12 protein-coding genes and 1 pseudogene are annotated in these 13,646 nt (G+C 65.8%); 5 read left to right on the plus strand and 8 right to left on the minus strand.

Going from position 1 to position 13,646, the window contains the following annotated elements; genetic code table 11:
- Positions 1-249: 249 nt before the first annotated feature.
- Positions 250-702 (minus strand): SRPBCC family protein, encoded by a 453-nt coding sequence (locus AmiPiv_RS05135; RefSeq protein WP_340036247.1) that lies wholly within the window; start codon positions 700-702, stop codon positions 250-252.
- Between the two features lie 136 nt (positions 703-838).
- On the opposite strand from AmiPiv_RS05135, the gene AmiPiv_RS05140 reads away from it, so the two are divergent.
- On the plus strand, positions 839-2,641 hold the full coding sequence (locus tag AmiPiv_RS05140) for an IlvD/Edd family dehydratase (protein ID WP_340036248.1): 1,803 nt from the start codon (positions 839-841) through the stop codon (positions 2,639-2,641).
- 45 nt (positions 2,642-2,686) lie between these two features.
- Here AmiPiv_RS05140 and AmiPiv_RS05145 read toward each other — a convergent pair whose 3' ends face one another.
- The 4 genes and pseudogenes from AmiPiv_RS05145 to AmiPiv_RS05165 all read right to left on the minus strand — a co-directional run bounded on the left by AmiPiv_RS05145 (position 2,687) and on the right by AmiPiv_RS05165 (position 4,343).
- Positions 2,687-2,878, minus strand: a complete 192-nt coding sequence (locus AmiPiv_RS05145) for a hypothetical protein (RefSeq protein WP_340036249.1) — start codon at positions 2,876-2,878, stop codon at positions 2,687-2,689.
- A gap of 105 nt (positions 2,879-2,983) precedes the next feature.
- A complete protein-coding gene (locus tag AmiPiv_RS05150; RefSeq protein WP_340036250.1) occupies positions 2,984-3,433 on the minus strand; it encodes a GFA family protein in 450 nt (149 codons plus the stop codon).
- 112 nt (positions 3,434-3,545) lie between these two features.
- Positions 3,546-4,108 (minus strand): annotated as a pseudogene (locus AmiPiv_RS24765) (SRPBCC family protein).
- Positions 3,990-4,343 (minus strand): ArsR/SmtB family transcription factor, encoded by a 354-nt coding sequence (locus tag AmiPiv_RS05165; RefSeq protein ID WP_340036252.1) that lies wholly within the window; start codon positions 4,341-4,343, stop codon positions 3,990-3,992. The pseudogene AmiPiv_RS24765 and the gene AmiPiv_RS05165 overlap by 119 nt, the downstream one beginning before the upstream one ends.
- A 394-nt stretch (positions 4,344-4,737) precedes the next feature.
- On the opposite strand from AmiPiv_RS05165, the gene AmiPiv_RS05170 reads away from it, so the two are divergent.
- The gene (locus AmiPiv_RS05170) at positions 4,738-5,142 is read left to right on the plus strand and encodes a hypothetical protein (protein WP_340036253.1); all 405 of its coding nucleotides are present in this window, start codon (positions 4,738-4,740) and stop codon (positions 5,140-5,142) included.
- Positions 5,143-5,171: 29 nt separating this feature from the next.
- Here the strand turns inward: AmiPiv_RS05170 and AmiPiv_RS05175 are convergent, their stop codons facing one another.
- Both AmiPiv_RS05175 and pdxR read right to left on the minus strand, forming a co-directional pair.
- Positions 5,172-6,761: a trimethylamine methyltransferase family protein gene (locus AmiPiv_RS05175; protein ID WP_340036254.1), complete on the minus strand. Its 1,590-nt coding sequence runs from the start codon at positions 6,759-6,761 to the stop codon at positions 5,172-5,174.
- 263 nt (positions 6,762-7,024) lie between these two features.
- Complete coding sequence (gene pdxR, locus AmiPiv_RS05180; protein WP_340036255.1) at positions 7,025-8,518, minus strand: MocR-like pyridoxine biosynthesis transcription factor PdxR; 1,494 nt, start codon at positions 8,516-8,518, stop codon at positions 7,025-7,027.
- Between the two features lie 267 nt (positions 8,519-8,785).
- Here pdxR and pgi point away from each other — a divergent pair, with 267 nt between their 5' ends.
- From pgi to AmiPiv_RS05195, 3 genes are all read left to right on the plus strand, one after another.
- The gene (pgi, locus tag AmiPiv_RS05185; RefSeq protein ID WP_340036472.1) at positions 8,786-10,432 is read left to right on the plus strand and encodes a glucose-6-phosphate isomerase; all 1,647 of its coding nucleotides are present in this window, start codon (positions 8,786-8,788) and stop codon (positions 10,430-10,432) included.
- A 99-nt stretch (positions 10,433-10,531) separates the two neighbouring features.
- Complete coding sequence (locus AmiPiv_RS05190) at positions 10,532-11,242, plus strand: HAD family hydrolase (RefSeq protein ID WP_340036473.1); 711 nt, start codon at positions 10,532-10,534, stop codon at positions 11,240-11,242.
- Between the two features lie 23 nt (positions 11,243-11,265).
- Positions 11,266-11,730 (plus strand): GNAT family N-acetyltransferase, encoded by a 465-nt coding sequence (locus tag AmiPiv_RS05195; protein ID WP_340036256.1) that lies wholly within the window; start codon positions 11,266-11,268, stop codon positions 11,728-11,730.
- Between the two features lie 1,174 nt (positions 11,731-12,904).
- Here AmiPiv_RS05195 and AmiPiv_RS05200 read toward each other — a convergent pair.
- A complete protein-coding gene (locus AmiPiv_RS05200) occupies positions 12,905-13,552 on the minus strand; it encodes a TrmH family RNA methyltransferase (RefSeq protein ID WP_340036257.1) in 648 nt (215 codons plus the stop codon).
- Between the last annotated feature and the right edge of the window lie 94 nt (positions 13,553-13,646).

The following is a 13,646-nucleotide window of genomic DNA, read 5'->3' on the forward strand; positions in this document are numbered from 1 at the left end:
CTTGAGGGGATGGGCGAGACGCCGAAGCTGCCAATCTCCCCCCGTGTGGGGGAGATGTCCGGCAGGACAGAGGGGGGTGGGAAGGAATGAGGCGTGCGTGACTTTCCCTCCCCCTCGAGGGGAGGGTCGATCCGCGCAGCGGATCGGGGTGGGGTCGCCCGAGGCCGCGCGCAACGCTCCTCTCATTGATCGCGTCGGAGGAAACGAGAGGACGCAGAAGTTTCCGCAACCGGAAAAGACAATCGCTCCCTACGCGCCGCCCACCTTCTCGCTGAAGGTCGAAAAGAACTGGCCGGCGAGCTTCTTCGAGGTCGAGGTGATCAGGCGGCTCCCAAGCTGGGCGATCTTGCCGCCGACATCGGCCTTGGCGGCATATTTGAGGATCGTCGCGTCGGGGCCGTCCTCGGTCAGCGTCACGTCGGCGCCGCCCTTGGCGAAGCCGGCGATGCCGCCCTTGCCCTCGCCTTCGATGGTGTAGGAGTGCGGCGGCTTGAGGTTCTTCAGCGTCACCTCGCCGGAGAAGGTTGCCTTGATCGGGCCGATCTTGAGCACCACCTTGGCGGCCATTTCGGTCGGCGACGACATCTCCAGGCTCTCGCAGCCGGGGATGCTTTCCTTCAGCACCGCAGGGTCGTTCAGTGCCTTCCAGACGACGTCGATGGGCGCGCCGATCTTCTCCTCGCCTTCGATCACCAGAGCCATGCGCGATCCCCTCCCGATGAAAACCATGAAGGGGTAGCGCGGCAGTCGCCGCTTGTCCATCGCCAGGCCGGGTGGTGCGTCTTGCCGGGCAGCCGTCCTTGCCATAACCATGCAACCCGCTTTCGGGAGAATTGCCATGACCGGCCAGAAGACGACGAAGAAGCTCCGTTCGCAGGAGTGGTTCGACAATCCGGACAATCCCGGCATGACCGCGCTCTATCTCGAGCGCTACCTGAATTTCGGCCTGACGCGCGAGGAACTGCAGTCCGGCAAGCCGCTGATCGGCATCGCCCAGACCGGCTCGGACCTGTCGCCCTGCAACCGCCACCATATCGAACTTGCCAGGCGCGTCCGCGCCGGCATCATTGCCGCAGGCGGCGTGCCCTTCGAGTTTCCGTGCCACCCGATCCAGGAAACGGGAAAACGCCCGACCGCATCGCTCGACCGCAACCTCGCCTATCTCAGCCTGGTCGAGGTGCTCTACGGCTATCCGCTCGACGGCGTCGTGCTCACCATCGGCTGCGACAAGACCACGCCGGCGCTGCTGATGGCGGCGGCCACTGTCAACATTCCGGCGATCGCCCTGTCGGTCGGGCCCATGCTCAATGGCTGGCACAAGGGCAAGCGCACCGGATCGGGCACCATCGTGTGGGAATCGCGCGAGCGCCTGTCCGCCGGCGAGATCGACTACGACGAGTTCATGGAGATCGTCGCCTCGTCGGCGCCTTCGGTCGGCTATTGCAACACCATGGGCACGGCGACGACCATGAACAGCCTGGCCGAGGCGCTGGGCATGCAGCTGCCGGGCTCGGCGGCGATCCCGGCTCCCTATCGCGAGCGCGGCCAGATCTCCTACGACACGGGCAAACGCATCGTCGACATGGTCCGCGAGGACCTGAAGCCGTCCGACATCATGACCCGCCAGGCGTTCGAGAACGCCATCGTCGTCAATTCCGCGATCGGCGGCTCGACCAACGCGCCGATCCACTTGAACGCGATTGCCCGCCACCTCGGCGTGCCGCTCGACAATGACGACTGGCAGCGGCTCGGCCACCACGTACCGCTTCTGGTCAACCTGCAGCCGGCCGGCGAGTATCTCGGCGAGGACTATCACCATGCCGGCGGCGTGCCGGCGGTCGTCGCCGAGCTGATCAAGGCCGGCCTGCTGCCGCATCCCGATGCCGTCACCGCCAACGGCAGGACCATGGGCGAAAACTGCGCTTCCGCCGAGACCATGGACCCCAAGGTGATCCGCCCGGTGGCCGACCCGCTGAAGAAGGATGCCGGCTTCATCAACCTCAAGGGCAATCTGTTCGACAGCGCCATCATGAAGACCAGCGTGATCTCGAAGGAGTTCCGCGACCGCTATCTGTCGAACCCCACGGACCCCGAGGCCTTCGAAGGCACCGCCAAGGTGTTCGACGGACCGGAGGACTACCATGCCCGCATCGACGATCCCGCCGAGGGCATCGACGAGAACACCATCCTGTTCATGCGCGGCACGGGACCCGTCGGCTATCCGGGTGCTGCCGAAGTGGTGAACATGCAGCCGCCCGCTTACCTCATCAAGCGCGGCATCCACTCGCTGCCCTGCATCGGCGACGGCCGCCAGTCGGGCACCTCGGGTTCGCCGTCGATCCTCAACGCCTCGCCGGAGGCCGCCGTCGGCGGCGGGCTGGCGCTGCTGAAGTCGGGCGACCGCGTGCGCATCGACCTGAGGAAAGGCACCGCCGACATCCTGATCGGCGACGACGAGCTTGCCCGCCGCCGGGCCGAGCTGCAGCAGGGGGGCGGCTACCGCTACCCGGCGCACCAGACGCCGTGGCAGGAAATCCAGCGCGGCATGGTCGACCAGCTGTCCGAGGGCATGGTGCTGAAGCCGGCGGTCAAGTACCAGCGCGTCGCCCAGACCAAGGGCATCCCGCGCGACAACCACTGATCGCCTGTCTATACCGGCTTGGCGGAGTGCCGACAGCCCATGTCGCTACGCCTTGTCGGTGTCTCGACCGTCGGGCTCCTTTGCCACTCCCTTGAACGGTCCGTCAGACTGTTTGACTTCCATGAATTCGCCAGTCAGCTCATCGCGCTTTTGCCAAAGGCCATCAGGCCGCTCGAACTGGGTGCGTTCGCGAACGGCGCCTCGGCGAAATCCTTCGCCCGTATTCTTGCCCATCATGAATCCTTGTGGTTGCATTCTTCGCACAAAATAAACTAATGATGGAAGTTGTTCCTTATTTGTTCTTTGTTGTCAAGTGGTAACGAGGCTGGAGGCTCGTGCGCTCTACAGATGACTCGTCACCGCCGGCGGGCGGTCCCAGGCGTCGCTTCTGCCGTCCTCGTAGATGATCGGCACGGTGGCCAGTTCCTCCGGCGAGACGTCGTCGAGGCAGGCGATGTTGATGGCATGGAAGTCGCCGCCCATGATGTCGAAGCTCGCCGAGGCGAAGGGATGCACCCCGCAGCGGCTGCAGAAGCGGTGGCGGATGGCCGACGAACCGAAGCGGTAGTCGGTCAGCATGTCCTCGCCCGAGGTGATGCGGAAGCCGGCGGGGCGGGCGAAGTTCTTCCAGAACCGCGTCTTGGCGCACCACGAGCAGTTGCAGCGGAAGCTCGACGTCCACCAGACACCGTCGAGCTCCGGCTTCGATCGCTGCCCGGCAGGCGCGAGATCGAGCTGGCATTCGAAATGGACGGCCCCGCAATGGCAGCTGCCGCGATAGGATTTCAGCATCTTTGTTTCTCCTCGCATGGCGCGTCGTTCCGCTGATCGACAACGACCGGCGGTGACAGCGGGTTCAATCGGGCAGTCGGCGCGCCGGCAGCTACAACCGGCGCGCAGGAATTCAGACGACGGGTCGGCCGGCGAGCGCGTCGGCCAGGCGATCGAGGCATTCGCCCCAGCCGCCCATGTGCGAGTCGCGCGTTTCGACGTCGAGGAACGGCTCCTGGCGGAAGGTCAGCCGCGTGCGCGCGCCTTCGGCGCGCAGTGTCGCCGTGACGAGCGAAACCCAAGAAGGATCATGATCCCAGGCGAAGGTGAAGACGATCTTCTCACGATCTCCCGGAAGGTGCCGGACATGCCGTCGCTGATGCCATCCGGGCCATGGATCAGGTGGTGGTAGCGCCCGCCTTCGCGGAATTCGAGCTGCCTGGAGGTGGACGAGAAGTTCTTCGGCCCCCACCAGCGGGTCAGGTGTTCGGGGCTCGACCACATGCGGAAGACGAGCGCCGGGGGCGCATCCATCAGCCGCGAAATTACCAGAAAGAGCGGCTCTGCCGCGACGGTATCAGTTCTTGCGGTCATCGGGATCTCCCTTGGGCGCCTGCAGTTCCTTGAGATAGTCGGCCATGCGGTCGAAGCTCGCATCCCAGAAGCGGCGGTAGTGCTCGACCCAGTTGGCGACATCCCTGAGCGGCCCGGCCTCCAGCCTGCAAGGTCGCCACTGCGCCGTGCGGCTGCGGCTGATCAGGCCGGCACCTTCCAGCACCTTCAGGTGCCGGGAGATGGCGGGCAGGCTCATGTCGAAGGGTTCGGCCAGTTCGTTGACCGTCGCCTCGCCGAGCGCCAGCCGCGCCAGGATGGCGCGCCGGGTCGGGTCGGCGAGCGATGCGAAGGTGGCGCTGAGCTGGTCGTCGGTCATTTATTTAGCCGTTATGTTAATTAACATATTTGCTAAATACAGGTGGCGCCTCGCGCTGTCAAGCGCGCCAGGCCGGCGTAGCGGCAATCCTGCGCTCATTGGTGCGGAGTAGAACCGGCCGACGCCCGTTCGACCTGAAGAACTGCGAAACATCGTCGTCGCCCAGTGCAGGTGTCCGAGCGGCGGCAGCGGTGATGAACGGCGCGCCGATAGCGGCAAAGACCCTTTTTCATGTGTCGTCTCCCGCTCGGAAATCTTGCCGATTGCGCGGGAGGATGGGGCGCACATCGTCGTATTCGATGCGCCGCAGAAATTTCGCTTTGCAATACGGTGGCAGGCCTTTGCATGTCGGGCCGGAGCACTCTAAATGCGCTGCATCGGGAACCGGAACATCATGGCCAGACGCCGCTCATCCTTGGGTTTCTTGGGAATCTTCGGCCGCTCGGGGGACCTTCGCCAGCTCGACGAGGCCCTGCGCGCGGTCGACCTGCATCCGGCGCTCGTGCCGGAAGGCGTCAAGCTCACCATCGTCAACCTGATGAAGGACCGTTGGCCGGACGAGCCGCCGGCAAGGGCCTATCCGCCGGTGGCGCAGCTGTTCGGCTATTGCCTCAACGGTCCCGAGGCGTTCGGAGGCGTGAACGGCAGCCAGCTTGCCGCCGATGTGGAGCGCCGCATCGAGGCCGCACTCGATGCGGCGGACGGACTGGATGCCCAACTCATCCTGCTCGCCCTGCATGCCAAGCTGATCAATCGCGAGGTCGTCGAGCGCTACGGTCTGTCGTCCGAACAGTCCTGAAACGCTGCCGGGCGCGAGCCGCGCCTTCGTCACCCGCCCATGCCGCCGCGCGGCAGGTGGATGAGACTGCCGAAGCGGGCGCGCAGCTTGTCGTCGGTGGCTTTTGGAATGTGGCGCGGAAAACGCTCGGCGAGGATGCGCTTCTTTTCGGCGATGGCCCGGCCGAGGATGTCGGGCTTGCCCTTCTCGTTCCATTCCTTGGGCGAGAAGCGGTCGGCGACGGCGGGGTAGAAATATTCCGTCTGCATCAGCCTCAAGGTCTGCTCGTTGCCGAGATAGTGGCCGGGGCCGTTGAGGCAGACCTCGGAAATGGTGTCGATCGACAGGGCCTCGTCACTGACCTCGATGCCGCGCACGCAGCGCAGGCATTGGCCCAGCATGTCGTTGTCGATGATCAGGCTTTCGAGGCAGAAGCCGAGCAGCGAGGCATGCATGCCGGCGGACTCATAGACCAGATTGAGTCCGGACAGCCCGGCCATGACGTTGGTGATGCCCTTCTCGTAGCCCGACTGGATGTCCGGCAGCTTGGAGTCGGCCATGCCGGCGGCCGAGCCGCCCGGCAGGTCGTAGAACTGGGCCATCTGGGCGCAGGCCGCCGTCAGCAGCGCCTGCTCGGCCGAGCCGCCCGACATCGCGCCGGTGCGCAGATCCGAGACGAAGGGCCAGGTGCCGAATATGGCGGGATGGCCCGGCTTGATGGCGTTGACGTAGACGAGACCGGCGAGCACTTCGGCGACCGCCTGGACGACAGCGCCGGCTATGGCGGCCGGGGCGGTGGCGCCCGCCTGGCCGGCCGAAAGCAGCAGGATCGGGATGCCGCCGTCGACGCAGGCCTCGAGCACGCCGCAGGCGTCTTCGGCGAACTTCATCGGTGGTACGACGAAGCAGTTGGAATTGGAGACGAACGGCCGGGCGCGGAAATTCTCCTCGCCGCCTGCGATCTCGTAGAGCATCTCCAGCGCGGGTGCCACGTTCTCGCGCACGGTGAAGCTGGTGCCGACATGCTTGGAGGTGCCCGACACGCAGGCGTAGAGCGTATTGAAGTCCATCTCCAGCGGGTCGGGGATGTCGCGCGGCACCATCGGGCGCTGGAAGAAATGGATGTTGTCGAGGCCTTCGACGATGCGTGCGGCATCGTAGATGTCCTGGATCAGGCTTTCGCGGTACGCGCGCTTTTCGACGTCGACCAGATGCACGGCAGCACCGGCGGTGCCGTAGTGCACGCGCTTGCCCTGGATCACCATATCGTGGCGCGGGTCCTGGCCGCAGAGCGTGAAGTTGCGCGCCGCGTTCTCGATCGTCGAAAGAACCAGGGCGCGGGGGAAGCGGATGCGCCCGTCGTCGCCGTAGCTCGCGCCGACCCGCTTGAGAGCCTCGATGCAGCTCGGGATGGCATTGGCGAAGCCGACCGTCTCGAGCAGCGTGAGCACGGCTTCGTGGATGCGTTCGAGGTCGTCCTGCGCCAGGGGGCCGAAGCGCCCGCCCTCGAGGCCGGCTCGAACTGGGCGGATGTCTTCCGCCAGCGGTGCTGCACGCAGCGCCCGCCGTGCTTCGCGGCCGCCGGAACGGCGCGATCGTTGCTCTGCCGAAGAAGCGTTGTTCTCGACGGCTACCGACATGCAGTCCTCCGCAAATCCCGTGAAGCTGGACCGCAGCGATTATGCCACCGTCGTTCCGCCTCGTTCCCTTTGCCGGACTATGCCGCGTCCATTGGCCCAGACCATGGGCCAGTGGATTTGGCTGGATATGCCAGATCGCTGATATAAGCCGGCGGCGGGCTGGCGCCGCCGGCACGTGCATGTGCTCGAAGATCGGACGGGATTTTCGGAGCGGAAGGCATCAGCTCAAGCGGCGCGCCAGGGAGGCGCGCGCTCCGTAGGGCTCAGGCCGCCGCGGGGCGTCGCCCGGCGGCCGTTGCCAGTTCGCGGATGCCGGGCTCGATGTGCTGGAGCGCGATCGAGGAGATGCCCAGGCGCATGAAGCGGGTGGGCTTCTCGCTGTGCTCGAAGAAGCGATCCCCCGGTTCGATGATCACGCTGCGCGACGCAGCAGCCGCCGCGAGCCCGCGCGAGTCGGTGCCGCGCGGTCCTTCGAGCCACAGCGAAGTGCCCCCGGCCGCGTCCGTCGACTGCCAGTCTGGCAGAAAGGCCGAGATTGCCTGGACCAAACGCTTGCGCCTCTCGCCGAACGCCGTCGACAGGCGGCGGACCAGCGCCTCGTGGTGGCCGAGCGACAGGAACAGCGCGACCGCGCGCTGGTTGTTTGCCGGCGGGTGGCGCAGCATGAAGCGGCGCAGCGCCCGCAATTCCGAGATCAGCCCGGCGGAGCCGACGATGTAGCCGAGGCGCAGGCCGGGCGCGAGCGTCTTCGACATCGAGCCGACATAGACGACGCGGCCCGAGCGGTCGATGCTCTTCAGCGCCTGCTGCGGCGATTCGTCGAGCAACTGGCTGTCATAGCCGTCCTCGATGATGATCTGGTTGTTGCGGTTGGCGCGGGCGAGCAGGTCCAGCCGGCGCTCCTGCGACAGCGGCACCATGGTCGGGCACTGGTGGCTCGGCGTGACGAAGACGAAGCCCGCGTCGGAGGGAATGGCCGAGGTGACGATGCCCTCGTGGTCGACCGGAACCGGCTCGATGTCGGCGCCGGCGAGGCGGAAGATCGAGCGCGCGTCGGGATAGCCCGGGTCTTCCATCGCCACCTTCGAGCCCCTGGTCATCAGCAGCGAGGCGAGCATGTAGAGCGCGTTCTGCGCCCCCAGCGTGACGATGATCTCGTCGGGGTTGGCGAAGATGCCGCGGCGCGGCAGGAGCCGCGCCTGGATCTGCTCGATCAAGAGCGGGTCGTCGCGGTCGACCATGTCGGCCGCCCAGTTGCGGATCTCCAGCACGGCGAGCGCCATGCGGTTGCACTCGCGCCATTCGGCGGTGGGGAACAGCGAGGGGTCGAACTGGCCGTAGACGAAGGGGTAGGACGACTTGATCCAGTTTTCCAGCTTGGCCGGCGGCGGCATGTCGCTCGCCGCGATCTGGCGCCTCGCCTTCCAATCGATTTCATTGGGCTGATCGGGGCTCTTCTGCTGCGGTTTGGCGGGCGTCGCCAGCACTTCCGGGTTGACGAAGTGGCCGCGGCGCTCCCGCGCGATGAGGAAGCCCTGGTCGACGAGCTGCTGGAAGGCTAGCACCACGGTGCCGCGCGCCACGCCGAGCTTCTCGGCCAGGATCCGGCACGAGGGCAGCGGCATCGAGGCCGCGATCTGGCGGTCGAGAATCGCCGCGACGATCGCCTGCCTGATCTGGGCCTGGAGCGTCTGGCCCGATTCCGCCGAGATCCTGAACAGGCCGGACCAGATCGCCGTGTCGTTTCGCTGTGGCATAGTGACGTTTCCCGCATGTCCAGACTTTTTGACTTTGCTGGACCATAGAAAGCTATCCTTGGCTCAACCGCTTGCACCAATCAATTTTTCTAATCCTATGGATTTATGCCAGTGAAGTTTCCCGCCGCGCTTGCAAGCAGCACCTATTGAATCGATTGAAATTTGCCGCGATAGTCCGCGCCACCGCCCTCTTAATGTCGCATGAGGTTTGCTAGGATGGTGGCCAGGACGGTACGGGCAGGACGAAAGATTCGGAGTTCCAAGGTGATCGATCAACCCTTCCAGGCGGCGCTCGCCGCGCTTCGCAACCAGCACCAGGACGCGCCGAAGAACATGCGCGCGGCATTCGCCTCCGATCCCAAGCGCTTCAGGCACTTCTCGGTCGCCGACGGCGATCTCCTGTTCGACTGGTCGAAATGCGCGGTGGACGCCGAGACCATGGCGCTGCTCGAAAAGCTGGCCCTGGTCGTCGACCTGCCGGGCCGGCGGGCGGCGATGTTCCGCGGCGACCGCATCAACGTGACCGAGGACCGCGCGGTGCTGCACACGGCGCTGCGCGTCCCCAGGGGCGATGCGGTGATGCTCGGCGGCCGCGACGTCGCCGAGGACGTCCACGCCGTGCTCGACGCGATGGCGGCCTTCGCCGACGCGATCCGCTCGGGCGCCGCCGCCGGCGCCACCGGCAGGAAGATCACCGACGTGGTCAACATCGGCATCGGCGGCTCCGACCTCGGCCCGGCCATGGCGACGCTGGCGCTGGCGCCCTATCACGACGGCCCGCGCGCGCATTACGTCTCCAATGTCGACGGCGCCCATATCCACGACACGCTGAAGGGGCTGAAGGCGGAGACGACGCTGTTCGTCATCGCCTCCAAGACCTTCACCACGGTCGAGACCATGACCAACGCCGAGACGGCGCGCCGCTGGGTGCAGGCCGCGCTTGGCGCCGACGCGGTGGGCCACCATTTCGCCGCCGTCTCCACCGCGCTCGACAAGGTCGCCGCCTTCGGCATCGCCAAGGACCGCGTCTTCGGCTTCTGGGACTGGGTCGGCGGCCGCTACTCGCTGTGGTCGGCGATCGGCCTGCCGATCATGATCGCCGTCGGTCCGAAGCATTTCGCCGACTTCCTCGCCGGCGCGCATGCCATGGACAAGCACTTCGTCGAGGCGCCGCTGCTCAAGAACATCCCCGTGCTGATGGGGCTCGTCGGCTTCTGGCACAGGGCGGTGTGCAACTATCCCGCCCGCGCCGTGATCCCCTACGACCAGCGCCTGTCGCGGCTGCCGGCCTATTTGCAGCAGCTCGACATGGAATCGAACGGCAAGAGCGTCACCATCGCCGGCGGCGGCGTGGTCACGCCGACCGGGCCGCTGGTCTGGGGCGAGCCGGGCACCAACGGCCAGCACGCCTTCTTCCAGCTCTTGCACCAGGGCACGGACTTCATCCCGGTCGAATTCCTGGCCGCGGCCGAGGGCCACGAACCCGAGCTCAAGCAGCATCACGACCTTCTGCTCGCCAACTGCCTGGCGCAGTCGGAGGCGCTGATGAAGGGCCGCACCCTCGAAGAAGCGCGGCGGCAGATGCTGACCAAGGGCATGAAGCCCGAGGAGGTCGACAGGATAGCGCCGCACCGCGTCTTCTCCGGCAACCGTCCGTCGGTCACCATCCTCTACCGCAGGCTCGACCCGCATACGCTCGGCCGGCTGATCGCGCTCTACGAGCACCGCGTCTTCGTCGAGGCGCAGCTGTTCGGCATCAACGCCTTCGACCAGTGGGGCGTGGAACTGGGCAAGGAACTGGCCACCGGGCTGCTGCCTGTCGTGGAGGGGCGGGAAAATGCCGCGCGCAGCGACGCCTCGACAGCCGGGCTTGTGGAGCATATCCATCGGCTCAGGGCGCCGCGCGACCAGTAGGACGCGCAAGGCACGCTTTGGTACTTTGATTGCGCATCGAGCGGCCCGGAATCGGTCCCGATTTCGGGCCGCCGCGCGAGGGGCGAGGGAGTGAGTGATTTGCGGGGCATCAAGGGCATTCTTTTCGACAAGGACGGCACGCTGGTCGATTTCCAGGCGACCTGGTTCGCCATCGGCGACATGATGGCGCTCGAGGCGGCCGGCGGCGACCGCGGCCGCGCCGACGCGCTGATGGCGGCCGCCGGCTACGACTTCGACGCCCACTGCTTCAAGGCCGACTCGGTGTTCGCCGCCGGCACCAATGCCGACATCGTCGAGCTCTGGTACCCCGATGCCGATGCCGCCGAGCGGGCGGCGATGGTCAAGCTGTTCGACCGGGTGACGGCGGAGCAGGGTGCCATGAAGGCCGTGCCGCTGCCCGGCAGCAAGGACGCGCTGGCGCGCCTGCACGGTGCCGGCTTCAGGCTGGGCGTCGCCACCAACGATTCGACCAGCGGGGCGGAGAAGACGCTGCTGTCGCTCGGCGTCGCCCAGATGTTCGACGCCGCCTATGGCTACGACGCGGTCGCCAACCCGAAGCCGGCGCCGGATGCGATCCATGCCTTCTCCGACCTGACCGGGCTCAAGCCGTCCGAGATCGCCATGGTCGGCGACAACCGCCACGACCTCGAAATGGCCAAGGCGGGCGGCGCCGGCCTGGCGATCGCCGTGCTTTCGGGCACGGGCACCCGGGAATCGCTCACGCCCATGGCCGACGTGGTGCTCGATTCCATCGCCGACCTGCCGGCCTTCTTCGCCCGCGAGGCCTGACCCCGCTGCCTCGAGGAAAGTTCATGGCCACTGGGCTGACCATCCGCCGGGCACGCCGCGAGGACCTGCCCGAACTGGTGCAGCTCTATCGCCATCTGGTCCCCGACGACGTGCCGGTCGGCACCGGGCAGGCGGAGGAAATCTGGGAGCGGTTCTCGCACTATGGCGACAGCGGCATCTTCCTCGGTCTCATCGACGGCAGGCAAGTCGCCACCTGCACGCTGGTGGTGGTGCCCAACTTCGTGCGCGGCGGCGCATCCTACGCCCTGATCGAAAACGTCGTCACCCATGCCGACTTCCGCGGCCGGGGCCACGGTAAGGCGGTGCTGCTTGCGGCCGTCGAGGCCGCCTGGTCGCTCGGCTGCTACAAGGTGATGCTGCTCACCGGCTCGAAGGACCCGGCAACGCTGGGCTTCTACCGCAACGCCGGCTTCCAGACGACCAAGACCGGCTTCGAGATGCGCCGCCTGCCGCCGCGGCAGGGGTGAGGCGGGTCGGGTCTGGTCGCGCTTCTTCCCATCGCCCAGAGCGCTCCTCTGACGCCTCTCGTTCCTTCCAACACCCCTCATCCGTCTTGGCGCTGCGCGCCAATCCACCACCCGGGCCTCCGCTATGGCTCCGGGCGTTCGTCGTTGGCAAAGCCAAATCATTGGCTTTTCCTGGCCTGCGGCCACCACTCCTCACCCCACAAGGGGAGAAGGTAAGGATGCGGCCGTCCTCCCATCCTTCGACAGGCTCAGGATGAGGACTGCGCTGGGGCGCATCTATCCATTGCCACGCTCGCTTTCGCGCCTGGCCATTGTCAAAGAACACTCCCTCATGAGGGAGGAAGTTCGGGAAGCGGGGCGCGCGGCCGAGCCGTCCGATAGTTTTGTACGTGGCGCGAACCGCGCGCCCCGCCCGGTGTCTGTCCCTCGGTCGGCCGGTCACAGGTCCGTCCCACGGTCTTTTCGTGGCCTGAACCCGCGGCTTCTCCGCACCGTTCGGCACCCGCCATTTGCGGCGCGCGCCGGACGACGCCGGCCTGTCGACGGGCCCTCGGAGCCACGGCTACCGCAGCCGTGGCGGGAGGTCACCGCCGCCCTCCCTGACACCCGGTGCGCACCAGGTCCCGACAAGGGCGATGGCACAAGAATACGGGAGGTCTTGGAGGGGGTGGAAAAACGGGGAAATTTCTCCACGCGGTCTGCTGACAGAGTTCCTGACAAACACAGGGCGCGTGCTGAAGGTAGGCATTCAGCGTCTCACTCCGTCCCACCCCCCTCTGGGCTGCCGCCCATCTCCCCCACAAGGGGGGAGATCAGGCCTTCATCTGCCCGCCGGCCAATCACCAACCTGCAAACCGACGATCACAGCTAACCCACTCGCCCGGCAATCACTTTTGGCGAGCGGCCGCAGGATAGGCGCCGCCGGCGACGTGACTAATCTCCCCCCTTGTGGGGGGATGGGCGGCAGCCCAGAGGGGGGGGTGGGAAGGAACGAGACTTTGAAGTGGACGACCCTCAGGCAGGGTCAAGGCGAAGGACCGGCACAGATGGAAAAATCTCCCGCCCGTGGATAAGGTCTCCAGCCGCGAAGCATGCCCACCATTTTCGGCTCGGCCTGGCCTGAATCTCGGCGCCAGGGCGGTGCAACGTCCGTTCGTTTCAAATTATGAACGAACTAGATTTTTGGCGCGATGACAGTCGGCAAAGGGGTCGCGCGCTCGCCGCGATGGTCGCGCCACTTGTACTTGCTTTGATACCCGCGCCTCTGCTTGGCGACTTCGTACAAGACGATCCCGCTGCTGGTTCCGAGGTTCAGGCTTTCGATCATGCCGAACATCGGAATCGAGACGCACATGTCGCTCCGTTCGACGGCGAGATCGCTGATGCCAGTCGCCTCGCTGCCGAACCAGACTGCCAATTTGGCATGCTCGGTGTAATCGCCCTCGTGAAGGAAAATGCTGGTTTTGCCTTTCACGTGAGGCGATGTGACGATCGATCTGAAGCCATTCTTCTCAAGGTGATCGAAGCACTCGTCGGTGCTGTCGAAGCGCTTCACGAACGTCCATTTTACAGCGGAGACAGAAGTCTTCGAAACTGAACTGCGATTGCGCAAATCCTGCCAGTCGTCAGGCAAGGACCGCTTGGGGTCAACGACGTAGACTTTCTCGACGCCGAGCGCGTTCACGTTTCGGATGACGGTGCCGATGTTCTTCACGTCGGTCGGATTTTCGAGCACCGCGATCAGGTTCTTGCAGCGGAAGGCCTTGATCTCGTCGGCGCGCACCCTGGCCGATCTCTTCGACTTTACTGCTTCTTCTTCCATGATCGCCTCGAACGATTGCTCGCCAGTTGTTTGCCTGCCTTTATCGGTCGTTGCAATATTGGTCTTATCTCAAGAGGCAGCTGCACATACAAAA

Origin of the sequence: Aminobacter sp. Piv2-1 (genome assembly GCF_037625995.1) — a bacterium.
GTDB lineage: Bacteria > Pseudomonadota > Alphaproteobacteria > Rhizobiales > Rhizobiaceae > Aminobacter.

Excerpts from the sequence above, each read along its gene's own strand:
- AmiPiv_RS05135 (WP_340036247.1), bottom strand. The coding sequence starts at position 702 with ATGGCTCTGGTGATCGAAGGCGAGGAGAAGATCGGCGCGCCCATCGAC.
- AmiPiv_RS05140 (WP_340036248.1), top strand. The coding sequence starts at position 839 with ATGACCGGCCAGAAGACGACGAAGAAGCTCCGTTCGCAGGAGTGGTTC.
- AmiPiv_RS05145 (WP_340036249.1), bottom strand. The coding sequence starts at position 2,878 with ATGATGGGCAAGAATACGGGCGAAGGATTTCGCCGAGGCGCCGTTCGC.
- AmiPiv_RS05150 (WP_340036250.1), bottom strand. The coding sequence starts at position 3,433 with ATGCTGAAATCCTATCGCGGCAGCTGCCATTGCGGGGCCGTCCATTTC.
- AmiPiv_RS05165 (WP_340036252.1), bottom strand. The coding sequence starts at position 4,343 with ATGACCGACGACCAGCTCAGCGCCACCTTCGCATCGCTCGCCGACCCG.
- AmiPiv_RS05170 (WP_340036253.1), top strand. The coding sequence starts at position 4,738 with ATGGCCAGACGCCGCTCATCCTTGGGTTTCTTGGGAATCTTCGGCCGC.
- AmiPiv_RS05175 (WP_340036254.1), bottom strand. The coding sequence starts at position 6,761 with ATGTCGGTAGCCGTCGAGAACAACGCTTCTTCGGCAGAGCAACGATCG.
- pdxR (WP_340036255.1), bottom strand. The coding sequence starts at position 8,518 with ATGCCACAGCGAAACGACACGGCGATCTGGTCCGGCCTGTTCAGGATC.
- AmiPiv_RS05195 (WP_340036256.1), top strand. The coding sequence starts at position 11,266 with ATGGCCACTGGGCTGACCATCCGCCGGGCACGCCGCGAGGACCTGCCC.
- AmiPiv_RS05200 (WP_340036257.1), bottom strand. The coding sequence starts at position 13,552 with ATGGAAGAAGAAGCAGTAAAGTCGAAGAGATCGGCCAGGGTGCGCGCC.